At 67.8% G+C, this 19,936-nt stretch carries 30 protein-coding genes; 4 read left to right on the forward strand and 26 right to left on the reverse strand.

The annotated features are described in order from the left end of the window. Nucleotides 1–258 precede the first annotated feature (258 nt). From DMB80_RS02800 to DMB80_RS02815, 4 genes are read left to right on the forward strand one after another with little or no spacing between them, the layout of a single operon-like run. Nucleotides 259–1,185 (forward strand): SAM-dependent methyltransferase, encoded by a 927-nt coding sequence (locus DMB80_RS02800; RefSeq protein ID WP_111508461.1) that lies wholly within the window; start codon nt 259–261, stop codon nt 1,183–1,185. A 9-nt stretch (nt 1,186–1,194) separates the two neighbouring features. Further along, nucleotides 1,195–2,118: an SAM-dependent methyltransferase gene (locus DMB80_RS02805; RefSeq protein ID WP_111508462.1), complete on the forward strand. Its 924-nt coding sequence runs from the start codon at nt 1,195–1,197 to the stop codon at nt 2,116–2,118. Next, a complete protein-coding gene (locus DMB80_RS02810) occupies nt 2,115–2,999 on the forward strand; it encodes an SAM-dependent methyltransferase (protein WP_111508463.1) in 885 nt (294 codons plus the stop codon). Before DMB80_RS02805 ends, DMB80_RS02810 begins: the two co-directional genes overlap by 4 nt. Further along, nucleotides 2,999–3,940 carry a class I SAM-dependent methyltransferase gene (locus tag DMB80_RS02815; RefSeq protein ID WP_111508544.1) on the forward strand — a complete coding sequence of 314 codons (942 nt, stop codon included), beginning with the start codon at nt 2,999–3,001 and terminating at the stop codon, nt 3,938–3,940. Before DMB80_RS02810 ends, DMB80_RS02815 begins: the two co-directional genes overlap by 1 nt. On the opposite strand, the gene sppA is transcribed toward DMB80_RS02815, so the two are convergent. The 26 genes from sppA to rpsJ form a co-directional block, all read right to left on the reverse strand. Further along, nucleotides 3,906–5,675, reverse strand: coding sequence for a signal peptide peptidase SppA (gene sppA, locus DMB80_RS02820; RefSeq protein WP_111508464.1), 1,770 nt, complete (start codon nt 5,673–5,675; stop codon nt 3,906–3,908). The two genes, DMB80_RS02815 and sppA, sit on opposite strands and share 35 nt — an antisense overlap. 32 nt (nt 5,676–5,707) lie before the next feature. Then, nucleotides 5,708–6,049: a DUF732 domain-containing protein gene (locus DMB80_RS02825; protein WP_111508465.1), complete on the reverse strand. Its 342-nt coding sequence runs from the start codon at nt 6,047–6,049 to the stop codon at nt 5,708–5,710. 118 nt (nt 6,050–6,167) lie between these two features. After that, nucleotides 6,168–6,611 carry a 50S ribosomal protein L15 gene (rplO, locus tag DMB80_RS02830; protein WP_111508466.1) on the reverse strand — a complete coding sequence of 148 codons (444 nt, stop codon included), beginning with the start codon at nt 6,609–6,611 and terminating at the stop codon, nt 6,168–6,170. Nucleotides 6,612–6,614: 3 nt separating this feature from the next. After that, nucleotides 6,615–6,794 carry a 50S ribosomal protein L30 gene (gene rpmD / locus DMB80_RS02835; protein WP_046362692.1) on the reverse strand — a complete coding sequence of 60 codons (180 nt, stop codon included), beginning with the start codon at nt 6,792–6,794 and terminating at the stop codon, nt 6,615–6,617. A gap of 4 nt (nt 6,795–6,798) precedes the next feature. After that, complete coding sequence (gene rpsE / locus DMB80_RS02840; RefSeq protein WP_048425044.1) at nt 6,799–7,461, reverse strand: 30S ribosomal protein S5; 663 nt, start codon at nt 7,459–7,461, stop codon at nt 6,799–6,801. A 25-nt stretch (nt 7,462–7,486) separates the two neighbouring features. Continuing rightward, nucleotides 7,487–7,900, reverse strand: coding sequence for a 50S ribosomal protein L18 (rplR, locus tag DMB80_RS02845; protein ID WP_046362690.1), 414 nt, complete (start codon nt 7,898–7,900; stop codon nt 7,487–7,489). A gap of 3 nt (nt 7,901–7,903) precedes the next feature. Beyond that, nucleotides 7,904–8,443: a 50S ribosomal protein L6 gene (rplF, locus tag DMB80_RS02850; RefSeq protein WP_046362689.1), complete on the reverse strand. Its 540-nt coding sequence runs from the start codon at nt 8,441–8,443 to the stop codon at nt 7,904–7,906. A gap of 15 nt (nt 8,444–8,458) precedes the next feature. Further along, nucleotides 8,459–8,857: a 30S ribosomal protein S8 gene (gene rpsH / locus DMB80_RS02855; protein ID WP_011895861.1), complete on the reverse strand. Its 399-nt coding sequence runs from the start codon at nt 8,855–8,857 to the stop codon at nt 8,459–8,461. 108 nt (nt 8,858–8,965) lie between these two features. Next, a complete protein-coding gene (locus DMB80_RS02860; protein WP_011778599.1) occupies nt 8,966–9,151 on the reverse strand; it encodes a type Z 30S ribosomal protein S14 in 186 nt (61 codons plus the stop codon). Nucleotides 9,152–9,154: 3 nt separating this feature from the next. After that, nucleotides 9,155–9,721, reverse strand: a complete 567-nt coding sequence (rplE, locus tag DMB80_RS02865) for a 50S ribosomal protein L5 (protein ID WP_043405794.1) — start codon at nt 9,719–9,721, stop codon at nt 9,155–9,157. A 1-nt stretch (nt 9,722) separates the two neighbouring features. Next, nucleotides 9,723–10,040, reverse strand: a complete 318-nt coding sequence (gene rplX / locus DMB80_RS02870) for a 50S ribosomal protein L24 (protein WP_111508467.1) — start codon at nt 10,038–10,040, stop codon at nt 9,723–9,725. Next, nucleotides 10,040–10,408, reverse strand: a complete 369-nt coding sequence (gene rplN, locus DMB80_RS02875) for a 50S ribosomal protein L14 (RefSeq protein WP_024440402.1) — start codon at nt 10,406–10,408, stop codon at nt 10,040–10,042. The genes rplX and rplN overlap by 1 nt, the downstream gene beginning before the upstream one ends. A 180-nt stretch (nt 10,409–10,588) precedes the next feature. Next, the gene (locus DMB80_RS02880; protein ID WP_111508468.1) at nt 10,589–11,473 is read right to left on the reverse strand and encodes a formylglycine-generating enzyme family protein; all 885 of its coding nucleotides are present in this window, start codon (nt 11,471–11,473) and stop codon (nt 10,589–10,591) included. A gap of 5 nt (nt 11,474–11,478) precedes the next feature. Beyond that, nucleotides 11,479–12,093 (reverse strand): hypothetical protein, encoded by a 615-nt coding sequence (locus tag DMB80_RS02885; RefSeq protein ID WP_111508469.1) that lies wholly within the window; start codon nt 12,091–12,093, stop codon nt 11,479–11,481. Between the two features lies 1 nt (nt 12,094). After that, the gene (locus DMB80_RS02890) at nt 12,095–14,452 is read right to left on the reverse strand and encodes an arylsulfatase (protein ID WP_111508470.1); all 2,358 of its coding nucleotides are present in this window, start codon (nt 14,450–14,452) and stop codon (nt 12,095–12,097) included. Between the two features lie 94 nt (nt 14,453–14,546). Further along, nucleotides 14,547–14,843 (reverse strand): 30S ribosomal protein S17, encoded by a 297-nt coding sequence (gene rpsQ / locus DMB80_RS02895; RefSeq protein ID WP_046362684.1) that lies wholly within the window; start codon nt 14,841–14,843, stop codon nt 14,547–14,549. Further along, nucleotides 14,843–15,076 carry a 50S ribosomal protein L29 gene (gene rpmC, locus DMB80_RS02900; RefSeq protein ID WP_046362683.1) on the reverse strand — a complete coding sequence of 78 codons (234 nt, stop codon included), beginning with the start codon at nt 15,074–15,076 and terminating at the stop codon, nt 14,843–14,845. The genes rpsQ and rpmC overlap by 1 nt, the downstream gene beginning before the upstream one ends. Then, the gene (gene rplP / locus DMB80_RS02905) at nt 15,076–15,492 is read right to left on the reverse strand and encodes a 50S ribosomal protein L16 (RefSeq protein ID WP_046362682.1); all 417 of its coding nucleotides are present in this window, start codon (nt 15,490–15,492) and stop codon (nt 15,076–15,078) included. Before rplP ends, rpmC begins: the two co-directional genes overlap by 1 nt. 2 nt (nt 15,493–15,494) lie before the next feature. Next, nucleotides 15,495–16,331, reverse strand: coding sequence for a 30S ribosomal protein S3 (gene rpsC, locus DMB80_RS02910; protein ID WP_111508471.1), 837 nt, complete (start codon nt 16,329–16,331; stop codon nt 15,495–15,497). After that, nucleotides 16,331–16,780: a 50S ribosomal protein L22 gene (gene rplV / locus DMB80_RS02915; RefSeq protein ID WP_111508472.1), complete on the reverse strand. Its 450-nt coding sequence runs from the start codon at nt 16,778–16,780 to the stop codon at nt 16,331–16,333. Before rplV ends, rpsC begins: the two co-directional genes overlap by 1 nt. Continuing rightward, a complete protein-coding gene (gene rpsS / locus DMB80_RS02920) occupies nt 16,780–17,061 on the reverse strand; it encodes a 30S ribosomal protein S19 (protein ID WP_011739061.1) in 282 nt (93 codons plus the stop codon). The genes rplV and rpsS overlap by 1 nt, the downstream gene beginning before the upstream one ends. 11 nt (nt 17,062–17,072) lie before the next feature. Then, nucleotides 17,073–17,912, reverse strand: coding sequence for a 50S ribosomal protein L2 (gene rplB, locus DMB80_RS02925; protein ID WP_046362679.1), 840 nt, complete (start codon nt 17,910–17,912; stop codon nt 17,073–17,075). 21 nt (nt 17,913–17,933) lie between these two features. Further along, on the reverse strand, nt 17,934–18,236 hold the full coding sequence (gene rplW / locus DMB80_RS02930; RefSeq protein WP_046362678.1) for a 50S ribosomal protein L23: 303 nt from the start codon (nt 18,234–18,236) through the stop codon (nt 17,934–17,936). Further along, entirely contained in the window at nt 18,236–18,892 is a 657-nt protein-coding gene (gene rplD / locus DMB80_RS02935) for a 50S ribosomal protein L4 (protein WP_046362677.1), read from the reverse strand. Before rplD ends, rplW begins: the two co-directional genes overlap by 1 nt. Further along, nucleotides 18,889–19,545: a 50S ribosomal protein L3 gene (gene rplC / locus DMB80_RS02940; RefSeq protein WP_043405756.1), complete on the reverse strand. Its 657-nt coding sequence runs from the start codon at nt 19,543–19,545 to the stop codon at nt 18,889–18,891. Before rplC ends, rplD begins: the two co-directional genes overlap by 4 nt. A gap of 14 nt (nt 19,546–19,559) precedes the next feature. After that, on the reverse strand, nt 19,560–19,865 hold the full coding sequence (gene rpsJ, locus DMB80_RS02945) for a 30S ribosomal protein S10 (RefSeq protein ID WP_003883485.1): 306 nt from the start codon (nt 19,863–19,865) through the stop codon (nt 19,560–19,562). Between the last annotated feature and the right edge of the window lie 71 nt (nt 19,866–19,936).

Below are 19,936 nucleotides of genomic sequence, written 5' to 3' on the forward strand. Positions count from 1 at the left end.
TCTTTCCTCCTGCACGGCCAGCTGACGTTCGCGGCGTGCTCATGTGGCTGGCGTGACCAGCGTCGGTTAAGTCTTGTGCGCGACGGTCCCAGGCAGGCGAACGGCCTGCGCAGGTCACGCGTTGGAACAGTCTACGAGACTAACAGTTGCAACTTGGTTGCCCCGAATCTGACAGCCCCTCTCAGTCTGGGGGAATACAGTGCCGAGAGAACTTCGTTAACCGAACTAGCTAATTTTTGACGACAGGGAGGAGCCGCTGTGGCGCGCACCGACAACGACACCTGGGACCTGGCATCCAGCGTGGGAGCCACCGCGACGATGGTCGCCGCCGCACGAGCTGTGGGTAGCCGGGCCGACGAGGCCGTCATCAACGATCCGTTCGCCGAGCCCCTGGTTCGCGCCGTGGGTGTCGACTTCTTCACCAAGCTCGCCACCGGCGAGCTGACCGCCGAGGACCTCGACGTGAACTCCGACGGCCAGAACCCCGTCGGCGTCACCAACTTCGCCGACATGATGGCCGCCCGCACCAAGTTCTTCGACGAGTTCTTCGCCGACGCCGCGGCAGCCGGTGTCCGCCAGGCCGTCATCCTGGCCTCCGGCCTGGACGCGCGTGGTTACCGCCTGACCTGGCCCGCCGACATGGTGCTCTACGAGATCGACCAGCCCGACGTGATCGCGTTCAAACGGCAGACGCTGGCCGGTCTCGGGGCCGAACCCCGCACCGACCTCAGAACGGTGGCGATCGATCTGCGCGAGGACTGGGCGCGGGCTCTGGCCGAGGCCGGCTTCGACGCGAACCGGCCGACAGCGTGGATCGCCGAGGGCCTGATGGGTTATCTGCCGCCCGAGGCGCAGGACCGACTGCTGGACCAGATCGGCGAGTTGAGTGCGCCGGGCAGCCGGCTGGCTGTCGAGGCGGTGCCCTCACAGCAGGAGGCCGATCAGCAGGAGGCGCGTGAGCGCATGCAGGCCTCCACGGAGCAGTGGCGCGAGCACGGCTTCGACCTGGAATTCTCCGAGTTGGTGTTCTTCGGGGAGCGGGCCGACGTGGTCGAGTATCTGAGCGGCCACGGCTGGACCGCGCACGGCACGCCGGCCAATGATCTGCTGCGCCGGTACGGGTTGACGCCCATCGACGCGGAGCAGGGCTTCGCCGACGTCTCCTACGTGAGCGCATCGAAGTAGGACCCCGTCATGGCCAGCGGCGCGAGGACAGACAACGATCAGTGGGATCTGGCGTCGAGTGTCGGCGCCACCGCGACGATGGTCGCGGCCGCCCGGGCGGTGGCCAGCCGCGAACCGGATCCGCTGATCGACGACCCGTTCGCCGCGCCGCTGGTGCGTGCGGTGGGCATCGACTTCTTCACCAAACTGGTCGACGGTGAGTTGACGCTCACCGAGACCGACGAGTCCGGAGCTGCCCAAGTCATGACGGACGTCATGGCAGTGCGGACTCGGTTCTTCGACGACTTCTTCGCCGACGCGGCTGCAGCCGGCATCCGGCAGGCGGTGATCCTGGCCTCGGGCCTGGATTCGCGGGCCTACCGGTTGGACTGGCCCGCGGGCACCGTGGTGTTCGAGATCGACCAGCCGCAGGTTCTCGAGTTCAAGGACGCCACATTGGCTGCGATCGGGGCGCGCCCGTCCGCCGACCGCCGCGCGGTGGCCGTCGACCTGCGCGACGACTGGCCCGCGGCGCTGCGCGAGCACGGCTTCGACCCTTCGGCACCGACGGCGTGGACCGCGGAAGGTCTGCTCGTCTACCTTCCGCCCGAGGCACAGGACCGGCTGTTCGACGCGATCACCGACCTGTCGGCGCCTGGTAGCCGACTGGCCACCGAATACCACCCCGACGCCGGCGCCTCCCTCGGGCGACGGTCCCGCGCGATGCGTGAGCTCTGGAAGAAGCACGACAAGGACGGCAGCATCCCCGACCTCGGCGAGCTGTTCTATCCCGGGGAACGCACTCCCCCGGCCGATCACCTGACAGGACTCGGGTGGACGGTCAGCACCCGCCCGCGGCCCGAGGTCTTCGCCGCCTATGGGCGCACATTCGGTAGCGGAGAGGCGTTCGAGACGCTGAAGAACTCACTGGCGCTGACGGCGGTGAAATCGTGAGCCGCACCGATGGAGACTCCTGGGACCTCGCGACCAGCGTCGGCGCGACCGCGACGTCGGTGGCCGCCTCGCGTGCCGCCGCCTCACGCGGACCCGATCCGTTGATCGACGATCCGTACGCGCAACTGCTCGTCGACGCCGTCGGCATGCCCGAATTCACCGCGTTGGCCCGCGGTGATGCCGAAGCACTCGACGGTGCCCGCGAGTACATCGCCGTGCGGACCCGGTTCTTCGACTCCGCGCTGACCGATGCCGCTTCCGCGGGGGTGCGTCAGATCGTGATCCTGGCCTCCGGCCTGGACACCCGGGCTTACCGGCTGAGCTGGCCGGCCGGCACGACGGTCTTCGAGCTCGACCAGCCCCGCGTCGTCGAGTTCAAGACCCGAGTGCTCTCCGACGCCGGGGTGACGCCGTCGGCGCACCGGGTGGCCATCGGCGTCGACCTGCGCGACGACTGGCCACAGGCATTGCGGGACAACGGTTTCGATTTTGGTCAGCCCAGCGCGTGGATCGCCGAAGGTCTGCTGATCTACCTTCCGCCCGACGCCCAGGACCGGCTGCTCGACCACATCGGTGAGCTGTCGGCGCCGGGCAGCGTACTGGCCACCGAGCACATGGACACCGGCGCGATGACCGCGGACTGGGCCAAGGAGTTCAGTGAGCGCAGCCGCCGCCGTGGCAGCACGATCGATCTGTCCGCACTGTTCTACGCCGGCGAGCGCACCCCGGCCGGCGACCACCTGGCCCGGGCCGGCTGGCAGATCGCCGTGCTGTCGAACGCCGACGCGTACGCCGCCCAGGGCTTCACCCCGCCCACCGACAATCTGCTCAGCATGCTCGGCGATTCCGGATATCTGACGGCCCGACGACAGGAGTGGTGATGGGCAGGCACGACCAGGATTCGTGGGACCTCGCCTCCAGTGTCGGGACGACGGCGACGCTGGTCGCCGCCGGCCGGGCGATGGCCACGGCCGCGCCCGACGCCCTCATCGACGACCCGTTCGCCGCTCCCCTGGTCCGTGCCGTCGGCATCGACTTCTTCACCGCGATGGTCGACGGCCGGTTGGATGTGGCCGCGATGAGCGCGCTGGACCCGGCGCGGGCCGAGGCGATGATCAACGGGATGGCGGTCCGCACCCGGTTCTTCGACGACTGCGTGCTGGCCGCGACGGCCGCCGGCATCCGGCAGGTGGTGATCCTGGCCGCCGGCCTCGACGCGCGCGCCTACCGGCTGGCGTGGCCCGAGGACACGGTCGTGTTCGAACTCGACCAACCCGAGGTGATCGCGTTCAAGTCCTCGACGCTGGCCGCGCTGGGCGCCGAACCGACGGCCGACCGGCGTGCCATCGCCGTCGACCTGCGCGATGACTGGCCGAAGGTGCTGCGCGACAACGGCTTCGACGCAGGCGCCCGCACCGCCTGGCTGGCGGAGGGTCTGCTGATCTATCTGCCACCGGACGCGCAGGACCAGCTGTTCGACCGCATCACCGGCCTGTCGGCGCCGGGCAGCACGATCACCACCGAATACGTGCCCGGCATCGTCGACCTCGACGAGGAGCGGGCACGCGCGGCCTCGGCGCCGCTGCGCGAGCACGGCCTCGACATCGACATGCCCTCGCTGGTCTACACCGGGCCGCGCACCCCGGTCCCTGACTACCTGCGGTCGGCAGGCTGGCAGGTCACCGCCGCACCACGTGACGAGCTGTTCACGCGGTACGGCAGGCCGCTGCCAGAAGACGGTGACGCAGGCGATCCGCTCGGCGAGATCGTCTACATCAGCGCCGAGCTCAGTAGCGAGACGCCCCCAGCCACAGCACGTTGACCCCGGTCAGCGATCGCTGAGACTGCTCGACCACGTCGGTCAGCGAGCGCACCGCCACCGCACTGAACAGCTCCGACAGCGACGCCGCCGCGGGCTGTGATGACGCCTTGGGCCGCAACATGTCTCGCAGGGACGACCCGGGCAGCTGCGTGATGGCGACCTTGGTGTCCTCGGCGATACCGGCCAGGGCCTTGGCCCGGGTGATCGCCGTGCGCAGGCCGCCGAGCTCGTCGACGAGGCCGCGCTCGAGCGCGTCGGCGCCCGTCCACACCCGGCCGCGGGCCACCGCGTCCACCGCCTCGGGGGTCATGCCGCGCCCCTCGGCCACCCGATGCACGAAGTCGGTGTAGAACAGGTCGGCCTCGGCTTCCACGTGGGCCTGCTGCTCGTCGGTGAACGGCGCATTGCTCGACCATGCGTCGGCGTTGGCGTTGGTGCGGACGGTGCCGGATCCGACGCCGAGCCGGTCCTTGAGCTCGCGGGCCACCAGCTTGCCGGTCACGACCCCGATCGAGCCGGTGATCGTGGCGGCGTTCGCGACGATCGCGTCGGCGGCCATCGACACGTAGTAGCCGCCCGAGGCGGCCACCGCACCCATCGACGCGACCACCGGCTTGCCCTGTTCCCGCAGCCGCACCACCTCACGCCAGATGGTCTCCGACCCGGTGACCGAGCCGCCGGGACTGTCGACGCGCAGCACGACGGCAGCCACATCGTCGTCGGCGCCGGCCTGCCGCAGCGCCGCGGCGATGGTGTCTCCGCCGGCGCTCGCAGCGCCCAGCGGCGAGACGGGACGCCCCTTCCCGCTGACGATCGGACCGGCCAGCGTCACCACCGCGATCCCCCGCCGGCTGCGACCCGGCAGCGGCGGCGTCGGCATCGACGGGCGAATGGTGCGGGCGTAGCGGGACAGGAACAACCGCGGTGCGGCCTCGCTGTCGTCGGCCGGCGCACCGGCCAGATCCGCGATCCGCGTGTAGGCCTCGTCGCGGAACCCGATGCGGTCCACCAGCTTCGCCGTCACCGCGTCGTCCCGCAGCAGCGGCGCCCGGTCCGCGAGACCGTCGAGCGCGTCGGGGTCGATGCCCCGCGACGCCGCGACCGCCTCCCACACCTGCGCGCGCAGGCTGTTGACCAGCGCCGTGTCCGCCTCACGATGGGCCTCGGTGTAGCCGTCCTGGGTGAAAAGGTTTGCCGCGGACTTGTATTCACCGCGGGCGGTGAACTGCGCCTCGACGCCGAGCTTGTCGAGCGCATCCCGGAGGAACAGCGCGCTGGTCGCGAATCCGACCAACCCGACGGTGCCTGAGGGCTGCATCCACACCTCGCCGAACGCCGACGCCAGGTAGTACGACAGCGTGCCGGGATAGGTTTCCGCCCACGCCACTGACGGCTTGCGCTCGGTGAACGCCGCGATCGCCGCGCGCAGCTCCTGCACGGGTCCCGGTGGGGCAGCGTCGATCTGGACGCGCGCGATCAGGCCGGCAACGCGCGGGTCTTCGGCGGCACGGTGGATCGCGGCGACGGTCTCGCGCAGCAGCAGCGGGCGGCTCGACCCGAGGATTCCCGTCACCACCGCGACGGGATCGAACCCGGCGGTCTCCGGGGGCGCCTGCTGCAGATCGATCTCCAGGATGACGCCGTCGGGCACCCCTTGATGACGGGCGGTGTCGACCTTACGAACCAGTTCGCGGACGTCGTCCAAGCCGGGGACGCCGGAGAGCACAGAAACCATGGCTCCGAGCGTACCGACGCCCGGACCGACGCTCAGCGCCCGACGAAGCGGGCCTGCTGCGGGCAGTACGCCTGCACCGACAGTTTCAGCAGGCTGCCTGCTTGCGCGCGATCGAGACCGCGGCTGGACAGTTGGGTGACCACCCCGCGAACCGCGGGCACCGGGTTGACGCTGTTGGCGGCCAGGCTGGAGGTCAGCAGCTCGCACACCTGCTTGCCGACGGCAGGCAGATCTGTGTTCGGCGCGAAGGGGATGCCCAGCTTGGTCACCGCGGCGGTGAATGCCTCATCGGTGGTCTGGGCGTGCGCGGGCGCCGCCATGCCGAGGGCGATCCCGCCGGCGATGATCGCCGCGACTGCGCGCCGGTGCTTCATTGTCGAACTGCTCCTTCTTGTGGCCCCGTCGGTGGTTCTTCGTCTGTCGCCGCCCCGACGTTACCGTCCACACACCAAAAACCCCCGCCGGAGCGGGGGTCAGTGGCTGTGTATCGCCTTACAGTTCGGTGGCGCTGCCGCCGGCGGCGGTGATCGCCTCGCGGGCACTACCGCTGAACTTGTGCGCGGTGACGTCGACCTTGGCCGACAGCTTGCCGTCGCCGAGAACCTTCACCAGAACGTTCTTGCGGACCAGGCCCTTGGCCACCAGCTCGTCGACACCGATGGTGCCGCCCTCGGTGAACGCCTTGGCGATGTCGCCGACATTGACGACGCCGTACTCGGTGCGGAACCGGTTACGGAAGCCCTTGAGCTTCGGCAGGCGCATGTGGATCGGCATCTGGCCGCCCTCGAAGCCCACCGGGACGTTCTTGCGGGCGCCGGTGCCCTTGGTGCCGCGGCCCGCCGTCTTGCCCTTCGAGCCTTCACCGCGACCCACGCGGGTCTTCGGCGTCTTCTCCCCGGGAGCCGGCCGCAGGTCGTGCAGCTTGATCGGAGCCATGGGTTAAACCTCCTCCACCGTGACGAGGTGGTGCACGGTCTTGATCAGTCCGCGTGTCTGCGCGTTGTCCTCGCGCACCACGGACTGGCGGATCTTGCGCAACCCGAGGGTGCGCAGGGTTTCCCGCTGCTTCCAGCGCGAACCGATGGTGCTGCGCACCTGGGTGATCTTGAGTTCTGCCATGTTCTTAAGCCGTTCCCTCACGGGCGGCGCCTGCAGCTGCAGCCTCGGCCTCACGACGAGCCCGGAGCATGCCGGCGGGCGCCACATCTTCGATCGGCAGGCCGCGGCGAGCCGCGACCTCTTCGGGGCGCTGCAACAGCTTCAGCGCGGCGACGGTCGCGTGCACCACGTTGATCGCATTGTCGCTGCCCAGCGACTTGGCCAGCACGTCGTGCACGCCGGCGCATTCCAGCACCGCGCGGCACGCGCCACCGGCGATGACGCCGGTACCGGGGCTGGCCGGACGCAGCATCACGACACCGGCCGCAGCCTCACCCTGCACGGGATGGGTCACGGTGCCGCCGATCAGCGGGACGCGGAAGAAGTTCTTGCGCGCTTCCTCGACACCCTTGGCGATCGCGGCAGGAACCTCTTTGGCCTTGCCGTAGCCGACACCCACCATGCCCTTGCCGTCGCCGACGATCACCAGCGCGGTGAAGCTGAACCGGCGACCACCCTTGACGACCTTCGAGACGCGGTTGATCGCGACGACGCGCTCCAGGTACTGGCTCTTCTCACGGTCGTCACGTCCGCCCCGGCCACCGCGATCATCGCGGCGGCCCCGGCCACCGTCACGGCCACCGCCGCGATTGTCCTGCGCCGAACCGGCGCCAGCCTGCTCGGCCATCATGCAGTCCTCTCGTTGTACGTCATCAGAACTTCAACCCGCCTTCGCGCGCCGCGTCGGCCAGTGCCGCGATCCGTCCGCCATAGGTGTTGCCACCGCGGTCGAACACGACCTGATCGATGCCGGCGGCCTTGGCGCGCTCGGCGATCAGCTGGCCCACCCGCGTGCTGGCGGCCTTCTTGTCACCCTCGAGGGCACGCACGTCGGCCTCGATGGAGGAGGCCGCCGCCAACGTGACGCCCTGGGCGTCGTCGACCAGCTGCACATGGATGTGCCGCGACGAGCGGTTGACCACCAGACGCGGCCGCTCAGCGGTGCCGGCGACCTTCTTGCGCAGCCGCGCATGCCGGCGCGTCCGCGCCGTCCGGCGGATCTGAGACACGTTCTTGCCGACCGGGGTGTGCCCGGTCGCTGCTGGGGTTTTGGTGTTGGTAGCCATCTACTACTTACCTGTCTTTCCGACCTTGCGGCGGATCTGCTCACCTTCGTAGCGGATGCCCTTGCCCTTGTAGGGATCGCTCTTACGGAGGCGACGGATGTTCGCCGCGATCTGGCCGACGGCCTGCTTGTCGATACCGGAGATCGAGAACTTCGTCGGCGTCTCGACCGCGAAGGTCACGCCCTCGGGCGCGTTGATCAGCACCGGGTGGCTGTAGCCCAGGGCGAACTCGAGGTCGCTGCCCTTGGCCACCACGCGGTAACCGACGCCGAAGATCTCCATCTTGGTGGTGTAGCCCTGCGTCACGCCGGTCACCAGGTTGGCGATCAGCGTGCGGGACAGTCCGTGCAGCGAGCGGTTGCGCCGCTCGTCGTTGGGCCGGGTCACCACGATGGCGCCGTCGTCGCCGCGGGACACCTCGATCGGCTCGGCCACGTCCAGGGTCAGCGTGCCCTTGGGGCCCTTGACCTCGACGTTGCGTCCGTTGATGGTGACGTCGACACCGGCGGGAACCGGGACCGGCTGCTTTCCAATGCGAGACATGTGACTAGTCCTCCCTCACCACACGTAGGCGAGGACTTCGCCGCCGACGCCCTCACGGGAGGCCTGGCGATCGGTCCTCAGACCGGACGACGTGGAAATGATGGCCACACCGAGCCCGCCGAGCACGCGCGGCAGGTTGGTGGACTTGGCGTACACGCGCAGACCGGGCTTGCTCACCCGGCGCAGGCCGGCGATGCTGCGTTCCCGGCTGGGCCCGTACTTGAGCTGCACGACGAGGGACTTGCCCACGCGGGCGTCCTCGGTGCGGTAGTCGCTGATGTACCCCTCGGACTTCAGGATCTCGGCGATGTTGGCCTTGATCTTGCTGTGCGGCAGGGTCACTTCATCGTGGTACGCCGAGTTGGCGTTGCGCAGACGTGTCAGGAAGTCTGCGATCGGATCCGTCATGGTCATGACAGCCGGTTCACCTTTCTCGCGGCGGTTCCCAGGTATTCGGGCCTACCGCAACATGTTTCGTGGGTTCTGATGACGAGGCTCTTCGCGCAAGCGCTCATCGCGGGCTTACCAGCTGGACTTCTGGACGCCGGGCAGTTCGCCGGCGTGCGCCATCTCGCGAAGGCAGATGCGGCACAGGCCGAACTTGCGGAACACCGCGTGCGGGCGACCGCAGCGGTTGCAGCGCGTGTAGCCCCGCACCTTGAACTTGGGCTTCTTGTTGGCCTTGTTGACCAGAGCCTTCTTTGCCATTGCTCAGTTCTCCTTGAACGGGAAGCCCAGCGCCCGCAGCAGCGCCCGACCTTCGTCGTCGTTGGTCGCCGTGGTGACGACGGTGATGTCCATGCCGCGCGGCCGGTCGATGCTGTCCACGTCGATCTCGTGGAACACCGACTGCTCGGTCAGTCCGAAGGTGTAGTTACCGGTGCCGTCGAACTGCTTGCCGTTGAGGCCGCGGAAGTCGCGGATACGGGGCAGGGAGATGGAGATCAGCCGGTCGAGGAACTCCCACATGCGGTCGCCGCGCAGCGTGACGCGGGCGCCGATGGGCATGCCCTCGCGCAGCTTGAACTGGGCGATGGACTTGCGGGCGCGACGGATCTCGGGCTTCTGGCCGGTGATCAGCGCCAGGTCGTTGACCGCGCCGTTGATCAGCTTCGCGTCACGGGCGGCGTCACCGACACCCATGTTGACGACGACCTTGACCACGCCCGGGATCTGCATGACGTTGGCGTAGCCGAATTCCTTCTGCAGCGCGTCGCGGATCTCTTCGCGGTAGCGCTGCTTCAGGCGGGGCAGGGCTTTGGTCTCAACAGTGGTCATGTCAGATGTCCTTGCCGTTGGTCTTGGCGATGCGGACCTTCTTGCCGGTCTCGTCGTCGATGCGGTAGCCGACGCGGGTCGGCTTGCCGTCGGAATCGAGCAGCATCACGTTGGACACCGCGATCGCGGCTTCCTGGGTGACGATGCCGCCCGACGAGGCGCCCCGCTCGTTGGCGGACTGCGCGGTGTGCTTCTTGATCCGGTTCACGCCCTCGACCAGGATCTTGTCGCGCTCGGGGTAGGCAACAAGGACCTTGCCCTTGGCGCCCTTGTCCTTGCCCGAGATGACGAGAACGGTGTCGCCCTTACGAACCTTCATCACAACACCTCCGGGGCGAGCGAAACGATCTTCATGAACTTCTTCTCGCGCAGCTCGCGACCCACGGGGCCGAAGATGCGGGTGCCGCGCGGGTCGTTGTCGGCCTTGATGATGACGGCGGCGTTCTCGTCGAACTTGATGTAGCTGCCGTCGGCGCGGCGGCGTTCCTTGACGGTGCGCACGACGACGGCCTTGACGACGTCGCCACGCTTGACGTTGCCGCCGGGGATGGCGTCTTTGACGGTGGCCACGATGACATCACCGATGCCGGCGTAGCGCCGCGACGAGCCACCGAGAACGCGGATGCACAAGATCTCCTTGGCGCCCGTGTTGTCGGCGACCTTCAGCCGCGATTCCTGCTGAATCACTCGATCTCCTCGACCTGGGTTTTCGTATGCACGCAGGATTACCGACCCTGACGTGCGCGGTCTGTGTCACCTAAAGAGCACGCAGGGTTTTCTCCGCCAGAATGAACGAGAGATAACCGAGGTCTGCCCTAGGCAACCCCTACATACTAGGTGAGCTCGGCGAATGCACCAAATCGCTGGTCAGAGGGGACCTGCGACGCACCGGAACCCGATGTGCGTGGTGGCGCTGTCCTGCGACTGCGGGGAGCGCGCCGTCGGCCGGTAGCGATGACAGTACTCCGGGGCGCACAGGTGGGACCCGCCCTTGAGGGCTTGGTTCACCGCCGGGTCGGGCACAGCATCCGGTCCTGTCGGACCACAACACGACTCCACCCGTCCGCCGAGCTGGTGGTGTCCGGTGAACCGAGTAGTGGTCCATTCCCAGACGTTGCCGATCATGTCGAGCAATCCGTAGGCGTTGGGTGCGTACGTGCCGACCGGGGTCGTGCCGATGCGGCCGGTGTGGCGGTACGGGAAGTCGCCCTGCCAGATGTTGGCCATGTGCTCCCCGCCGGGGGCCGCCTCGTCGCCCCAGGGATAGACGGTGCTCGCACCGCCGCGGGCGGCGAATTCCCACTCCGCCTCGGTGGGTAGCCGTCGGCCGGCCCAGCGGGCGTAGGCCAGCGCGTCGGCGTAACAGACCTGCACCACAGGGTGATCGAGGATGTTCTCGATGGAGCTGCCTGCGCCGTGGGGCTCCCGCCAGTTCGCGCCGGGCACCCACTCCCACCACTGCCGCCAGTCGCGCAGGTCGACCGGACCGCGCGTGGGCCGGAACACGAGCGCGCCGGGCACGAGATCGGCGGGCGTCGCACCGGGATACAGCGCCGCATCGGGGGCGATCTCGGCGACCGTGCGATAGCCGGTGTCGGCGACGAACGCGGCGAACTGGGCGTTGGTGACAGGGTGCCGTTCGATCGCGAACGGGTCGACGGTGACGGTGTGCGCCGGTGCCTCTTCGGGATAGAACTGCGTCGATCCCATCCGGAATCGTGCGCCGTCGAGCGTGACGAGCTCGGTCAGCATGGCGTTCAGGGTAGGCCGATCCTCAGTCCCCCGGTCGGCACCGCCGCCGCCGCATCGAAGTCGGGGGTGCCGGTCGGCGCCTCGGCGTACACCGCGATGAGATAGCCCGGCACGTGCACGATGCGAGCCTCGTAGACCACCTCGTCGAGCTGGCCCATCAGCTTCTGCCCGCTGAACCCGCAGGTTTGCGCGGGCAGGAAGCTCAGCGTGCTCAACTCGCTCTCGGCGGTCAGGTCGTCGGCGTATCGGCGAAACGCCTGCGCCGGACCCATCGGTGTCGCCGTGATCGTCACGGTGCCCGACATCCCTCGGCCCTGCAACGTCATCCCGTCCTGCGCCGGCGTCGTCGTCCACCCGTCAGGCACTCCGACCACGACGGTGGGCGCCTTCGGATCGTCGATGCGCACATCGACCCCGACACCCGCCGGCGCACAGTCCTCGTCGCTCGTCGCCGCAGGGGTCGGAGCGACACCCGGCACGTCGTCGGTCACCGCCGAAGATGCGGCGGCCGTTGAGGATTCGGCGAGCCGCATGGTCGGCGAGCCGTCACTGCTGTGGGCACACGACGGGGACAGCAGCGCCGTTCCCGCCACCAGCAGCGCCAGCGCACCGCGTACCACGTCAGTCCCTGGCGAAGGCCCGCGCGAAATCGCGCTCGAGATCGGCGTACGGGGCACCGGAGACGTCGATCTTCACCTGGGCGATGGTGCCGCCGGTGAACGGGAACGGCGCGGCGTACGCGCGCGTCACCGGTGAGCCGTTGTTGGCCCCCACACTCAGACTGGCGGCGGCCAGACCGAAGGTGCCTGGGTGCACGCGCATGTCGCGGTAGTCGGCCACCTGGGTGTCGTCGACGTAGAGGGCGCCGTCACCGATCGGGGTGTGGCTGCCTTGCGCGGTCCCGGTCCGCGTGAACGCGAAACCCAGCACGTGCTGCCCGGGAGTCAGCGGATCGGATGACGACAGGGTCTGCTCCTGTTCGCCGAGGAAGTTGTAGCAGAAGTGCAGCCGATGCCCCTGCACGTACATCACGTAACCGCCATGTGCTCCACCGTGTTTGACGACGACACCATCGGCATCGACATCGTCGGTATCGACGGTGACCTCCGCCATCACCGCGAACGATCGTCCGCGCAACTCCACGACGGCACCCATCCCGACGTCGGCGGTCCCGGGGTAGTAGACGTAGGAATCCCGTTCACCGGCGATGTACGGCCGCCACCGCGTCATGGTCTCGAGCATGTTGAGATCGCTGAGCGGCAGCCCGTTGTACTTGGCCGCCTCGGCAAACCACAGATCGACCATCTCCGAGAGCTTCTCGGGGTGCTCGGCGGCCAGATCCCGACATTGGCTCCGGTCGGCCTCGATGTGGAACAACTCCCAGCGGTCGGCGTCGAAGTGCGACCAGCCCGCGGGCGACGCGGCGTGCACGGTGTTGGCGAACCAGCCCCTGTGCCAGACGCCACGCGTGCCGAGCATCGTGTAGAACTGCGTTTCCTTACCCGTCGGCGCGTGCGGATTGTCCAGCGCCACTTTGAAACTCACGCCGTCGAGCGGCTTCTGCGGCACCCCGCGCACGATTGCCGGCGGAGTGATCTCCAGCAGGTCGTACACGGTGGGCGTGATGTCGGCGACGTTGACGTAGTTGTCCCTCACCTCGCCGTGCGCGGCGATTCCCTTGGGCCAGGACAGGATTGCGGTGTCGGCGATGCCGCCCTCGTGAGAGGCGTAGCGCTTGTAGAGCTTGTAGGGGGTGTTGAACGCCATCGCCCAGCCGATCGGGTAATGGTTGTAGGTCTCCGGCCCGCCGAGATCGTCGAAGTGCTTGAGGCTTTCCTCGACCGAATCGATGTACCCGTTGAAGAACTTGACCTCGTTGACCGATCCGTTCGGTCCGCCTTCCCCGCTGGCGCCGTTGTCGGAGATGACGACGATGATCGTGTTGTCCAGCTGACCCGATTCCTCGAGATAGTCCAGGACGCGGTTGATCTGGTCGTCGGTGTAGGACAGGAAGCCGGCGAACACCTCGGCCATCCTGCTGAACAACCGCTTCTCGTCGTCGTCGAGGTCGTCCCACGGCCGCACGGTGTCCTGCGCCGGCCACGGCTCACCGTTCGGACCCGTGACATCCGAATACGGGTTCATCGGGGAGAGTTCGGTGTCGGGTGGTACGATGCCGAGCCTCTTCTGGTTCTCCAGCACGATCTCGCGGTACCGCTCGTAACCCATGTCGAACACCCCGGCGTAGCGGTCGGCCCACTCGGCGAACACGTGGTGCGGCGCATGCCCGGCGCCCGGGCACAGGTAGGTGAACCACGGCTTGTCCGGCGCGATCACCTTGGCGTCCCTGATGAACTCGATCGTCTTGTCGGCCAGATCTTTCGACAGGTGGTAGCCCTCTTCGGGCGTCGCCGGCGGCGGAACCGGATGGTTGTCGTAGACCAGCTCGGGATACCACTGATCGGTCTCCCCGCCCATGAATCCGTAGAACCGTTCGAAGCCCCGCCCCAGCGGCCAATGCCGTTTTGTCGACGCGAGATTGGACTCCTCGAGTGGCGTGAGGTGCCACTTGCCCACGCAGTAGGTGTTGTAACCGTTCTCGGCCAGCACCTCCGACAGCAGTGCGGTGTCGAACGGAATTCGCCCGTTGCAGTTGGGGAAACCGTCGGTGAACTCCTCGATGGTGGCCATTCCGACCGTCGTCGCATTACGTCCGGTCAACAGCGAGGCGCGCGTGGGGCTGCACAGCGCGGTGGTGTGGAATTGGGACAGGCGCACACCCCGTTCGGCGATCCGGCTCATCGCAGGCATGTTCACCAGCCCACCGAAGCAGTCCCACGTCGCGATACCGGTGTCGTCCCACACCAGATACAGGACATTGGGCGCCTCGGGCTGCGCGACGGGCGCCGCGTACGGACCCCAGTCGGGTTCGGAATCCCGGATGTCGAGTTCGATCTTGCCGTTGAAGTCCGAGGTCATAGCGCCGGAGAGTACACCCAGCGAACCCCCCTAGCAGGCAGAAACCCCCGCAGCCAATTGGCGTGCGGGGGTTCTGACAGCTCGTGCCGTGCGGCTACTTGGCCCTCTCGAGGACCTCGACCAGGCGCCAGCGCTTGGTCGCCGACGTCGGCCGGGTCTCCATCAGAGACACGCGGTCGCCGATACCGGCGTCCCCGTTCTCGTCGTGGGCCTTGACCTTCGTCGTGGTCCGGATGATCTTGCCGTACAGCGGGTGCATCTTGCGGGACTCGAGCTCGACCACGATGGTCTTCTGCATCTTGTCCGACACGACGTAACCGATGGCGGTCTTGCGGCGACCGCGCGACTCCTCGGTCCGCGGGGTGTGCTTGTCACCCTTCGTTTCTGCCATTAGGAATCCTCACCTCCGGGTCCGGCGGCCAGACCCAACTCACGTTCGCGCAGCACGGTGTACACCCGTGCGATCTCCTGCCGGACGACACGCAGCCGGCGGTTGTTGGCAAGCTGGCCGGTCGCCATCTGGAAGCGCAGGTTGAACAGCTCTTCCTTCGACTCGCGGAGCTTGTCGGTCAGTTCGTCGTCGGTGAGCTCACGGAGCTCTCCCGTCGAAACTCCTACTGCCATCAGAAGGTCTCCTCTCTGGTGACGATGCGAGCCTTGATCGGCAGCTTGTGGATGGCGCGGGTCAGAGCATCCCGGGCGATCTTCTCGTCGGGGTAGCTCAGCTCGAACAGCACGCGGCCGGGCTTGACGTTGGCCACCCACCACTCCGGCGAACCCTTACCGGAACCCATGCGGGTCTCGGCGGGCTTCTTGGTCAGCGGACGGTCGGGGAAGATGTTGATCCACACCTTGCCGCCACGCTTGATGTGCCGGTTGATGGCGATACGAGCGGACTCGATCTGCCGGTTGGTGATGTAGGCGTGCTCCAGAGCCTGGATGCCGTAGTCACCGAAGCTGACCGTGGTGCCGCCGCTGGCGACGCCGCGCTGCCGCGGGTGGTGCTGCTTGCGGTGCTTGACCTTGCGGGGAATCAGCATGACTAGCTCTCCGTGCTTTCCGGGGCGGGTGCGCCCGCGGTCGCTTCGACGGCTGCGGGTGCTTCTGCTGGTCTCTCGGTGGCGGCCCGGCCGGCGTCGGTGCTCGTCGCCGTGGTGCCCGACGCGCCGCTGCGGCGCGGACGGGTACCCGACGGACGCTCGCGACGCGGGCGGTCCGCGGACGGTGCGGCGGCGGTCAGCTCACGCTTGCCACCGACGATGTCGCCCTTGTAGATCCAGACCTTCACGCCGATCCGGCCGAAGGTGGTCTTTGCCTCGTAGAGGCCGTAGTCGATGTCCGCGCGCAGCGTGTGCAGCGGGACTCGACCTTCGCGGTAGAACTCCGAGCGGCTCATCTCGGCGCCGCCGAGGCGGCCCGAGCACTGCACCCGGATGCCCTTGACGTTGGGCTGGCGCATCGCCGACTGGATCGCCTTGCGCATCGCGCGGCGGAACGCCACGCGGTTGCTCAGCTGCTCGGCCACACCCTGGGCCACCAGCTGGGCCACCGACTCGGGGTTCTTGACCTCGAGGATGTTCAGCTGGACCTGCTTCTTGGTGAGCTTCTCCAGGTCGGCGCGGATGCGGTCGGCCTCGGTGCCGCGGCGGCCGATGACGATGCCGGGGCGGGCGGTGTGGATGTCGACCCGCACGCGGTCACGCGTGCGCTCGATCTCGACGTCGGCGATGCCGGCGCGCTCCAGGCCCGTGGCCAGCAGCTTACGGATCGCGACGTCTTCCTTGATGTAGTCCGCGTACTGCTTGTCCGCGAACCACCGCGACTTCCACTCGGTGGTGATGCCGAGCCGGAAACCGTGCGGATTGATCTTCTGACCCACTACTCCGAGCCTCCCTTGTTGCTGGCGGCCTTGCTGGCCTGCGCGCGGCGTGCACGCGCTGTGGACGCGGACGCGCCGCCTCTGGCGGGCCGGCTCGGACGACTCTCCACGATCACGGTGATGTGGCTGGTGCGCTTGCGAATCCGGTAGGCGCGACCCTGCGCGCGCGGCCGGATGCGCTTGGCCGTCGGGCCCTCGTCGGCGTAGACGGTGGCGACAACCAGCGTGGAGGGATCGAGCCCCTCGTTGTTCTGCGCGTTCGCAGCAGCGCTGGCGATCACCTTGGCGACCGGCTCGCTGGCGGCCTGGGGCGCCCAGCGGAGGATGTCGAGGGCTTCCTCGACGCTCTTGCCGCGGACCAGGTCGATGACGCGCCGTGCCTTGGTCGCCGAGACGCGCACGAAGCGCGCCTTCGCGCTCGCGGACGGGTATTCAATCGCTGTAGTCATTACCGCCTCTTGGACTTCCGGTCGTCCTTGATGTGACCCTTGAAGGTGCGGGTGGGGGCGAACTCGCCCAGCTTGTGCCCGACCATCGACTCGGTGACGAACACCGGCACGTGCTTGCGACCGTCGTGGACGGCGAAGGTGTGGCCGATGAAGTCCGGGATGATGGTGGACCGGCGCGACCAGGTCTTGATGACCTGCTTGGTGTTCTTCTCGTTCTGCACGTCGACCTTCTTGAGCAGATGGTCGTCGACGAACGGGCCCTTCTTCAGGCTGCGTGGCATCGCTTTACTCCCTAGCGCTTATTCTTGCCGGTGCGCCGGCGACGGACGATGAGCTTGTCGCTCGCCTTGTTCGGCTTGCGGGTGCGGCCCTCGGGCTTACCCCACGGGCTGACCGGGTGGCGGCCGCCGGAGGTCTTGCCTTCACCACCGCCGTGCGGGTGGTCGACCGGGTTCATCACGACACCACGGACGGTGGGGCGCTTGCCCTTCCACCGCATACGGCCGGCCTTGCCCCAGTTGATGTTCGCCTGCTCGGCGTTGCCGACCTCGCCGACGGTGGCGCGGCAGCGCACGTCGACGCGGCGGATCTCACCGCTGGGCATACGCAGCGAGGCGTAGGTGCCTTCCTTACCGAGCAGCTGGATGCTGACACCGGCCGAGCGGGCGAGCTTCGCGCCGCCGCCGGGCCGCAGCTCCACAGCGTGGATCACGGTGCCGGCGGGGATGTTGCGCAGCGGCAGGTTGTTGCCCGGCTTGATGTCGGCGTTGGCGCCCGACTCGATGATCGTGCCCTGCTTGAGGCCCTGCGGCGCGATGATGTAGCGCTTCTCGCCGTCCAGGTAGTGCAGCAGTGCGATGTTCGCGGTGCGGTTCGGGTCGTACTCGATGTGTGCGACCTTGGCGTTGACGCCGTCCTTGTCGTGGCGACGGAAGTCGATGACGCGGTAGGCGCGCTTGTGGCCGCCACCCTTGTGCCGGGTGGTGATGCGGCCGTGTGCGTTGCGGCCGCCCTTGCCGTGCAGCGGACGAACCAGCGACTTCTCCGGATGGTCACGCGTGATCTCGGCGAAATCGGAGACGCTCGAGCCGCGGCGACCCGGAGTCGTCGGCTTGTACTTACGAATAGCCATCTTGTGTATCTCCCTGCCGGACTAGGCCGGCGCTCCGAACAGATCGATGGATTTGCTGCCCGCGGCGAGCGTCACGATCGCGCGCTTGGTGTCCTTGCGCTTGCCGAAACCGGTGCGGGTGCGCTTGCGCTTGCCCTGCCGGTTGGCGGTGTTCACCGAGGCGACCTTGACGTTGAAGATCTTCTCGACGGCGATCTTGATCTGCGTCTTGTTCGAGTCCGGGTGCACGACGAACGTGTACACGTTGTCCTCGATGAGCCCGTAGGACTTCTCCGAGATCACCGGGGCCAGGATGATGTCGCGGGGATCGGTCACGGTAGCCATCAGGCCGACACCTCACTATCCGTCTTCTTGGTTGCGCCTGCGATGTACGCGTTGAGCGCCTCGACGCTGAAGATCACGTCGTCGGCCTTGAGCACGTCGTAGGTGTTCAGCTGGTCCGGCGAGATCACATGCACGCCAGGCAGATTGCGCACGCTCAGTGCACTGGTCTCGTCGGTGCGGCCGATCACGACCAGAACCTGCTTGCGATCGGTCAGCGTCGCCAGGAACGACTTCGCGCTCTTGGTCGACGGCGCCTGGCCCTCGACGATCTCGGTGATCGCGTGGATGCGGTCGTTGCGCGCCCGGTCCGACAGCGCGCTGCGCAGGGCAGCGGCGATCATCTTCTTGGGCGTGCGCTGGCTGTAGTCGCGCGGCTGCGGGCCGTGCACCACGCCACCACCGGTGAACTGCGGCGCGCGGGTCGAGCCCTGGCGGGCGCGGCCGGTGCCCTTCTGGCGGTAGGGCTTCTTGCCACCACCGGAGACCTGGCCACGCGTCTTGGTCGCGTGCGTGCCCTGGCGCTTGGCGGCGAGCTGAGCCGTCACCACCTGGTGCATCAGCGCGATGTTGGGCTCGACGTCGAACAGCTCGGCGGGCAGCTCGATCGAGCCGTCCTTCGTGCCGGCCGGGGTCTGAACATCAATGTTGAGTGTCATGCCTTCTCGCCTCGCTTGATTGCGCTGCGGACAACGACCAGTCCACCATTACGACCGGGGACGGCGCCTTTGATCAGCAGCACGCCGTTCTCGGCGTCCACCTTGTGCACCTTCAGGTTCTGCGTGGTCACACGGTCACTGCCCATGCGGCCCGACATGCGCGTGCCCTTGAACACGCGGCCCGGGGTGGCGCAGCCACCGATCGAGCCCGGCCGGCGGTGCACTGCCTGCGCACCGTGGCTGGCGCCCTGCCCCTTGAAGCCGTGGCGCTTCATGGTGCCCGCGAAGCCCTTGCCCTTGCTGGTGCCGGTCACGTCGACGTACGCGCCGTCGGCGAAGATCTCGGCGGTCAGCTCCTGGCCGACCTCGTACTCGGCGGCCGCGGCTTCGTTCTCCAAGCGCAGCTCGGCGAGATGCCGGCGCGGGTTGATCCCGGCGGCGGCGAACTGACCGGTCACCGGCTTGGTGACCTTGCGGGGGCTGATCTCGCCGTAGGCGAGCTGCACCGCGCTGTAGCCGTCGCGCTCCGGGGTGCGGATGCGCGTCACGACGTTGGGCCCGGCCTTGACGACCGTCACCGGCACGACCTTGTTGTTCTCGTCGAACACCTGCGTCATGCCCAGCTTGGTGCCCAAAATGCCTTGTCTAGCCATTTTCCTGGGTTCTCCTACTGGATGTTGACGTCGACGCTGGCCGGCAGGTCGATGCGCATCAGCGCGTCGACCGTCTTCGGCGTGGGGTCGAGAATGTCGATCAACCGCTTGTGGGTGCGCATCTCGAAATGTTCCCGCGAGTCCTTGTACTTGTGCGGGGACCGAATGACGCAGTACACGTTCTTCTCGGTCGGCAGCGGCACCGGGCCGACCACACTCGCTCCCGTCCGGGTGACCGTCTCGACGATCTTGCGCGCAGAGGCGTCAATCGCCTCATGGTCGTAGGCCTTGAGCCTGATGCGGATCTTTTGTCCCGCCACGCTTCTCCTACCTCACTACTAACGGGCCCTCGAAGGGCCTGGCTGTGCCGCCGCTGTTTACCTGTCTGTGG

Source organism: Mycobacterium kyogaense (genome assembly GCF_003254575.1).
Lineage (GTDB): Bacteria > Actinomycetota > Actinomycetes > Mycobacteriales > Mycobacteriaceae > Mycobacterium > Mycobacterium kyogaense.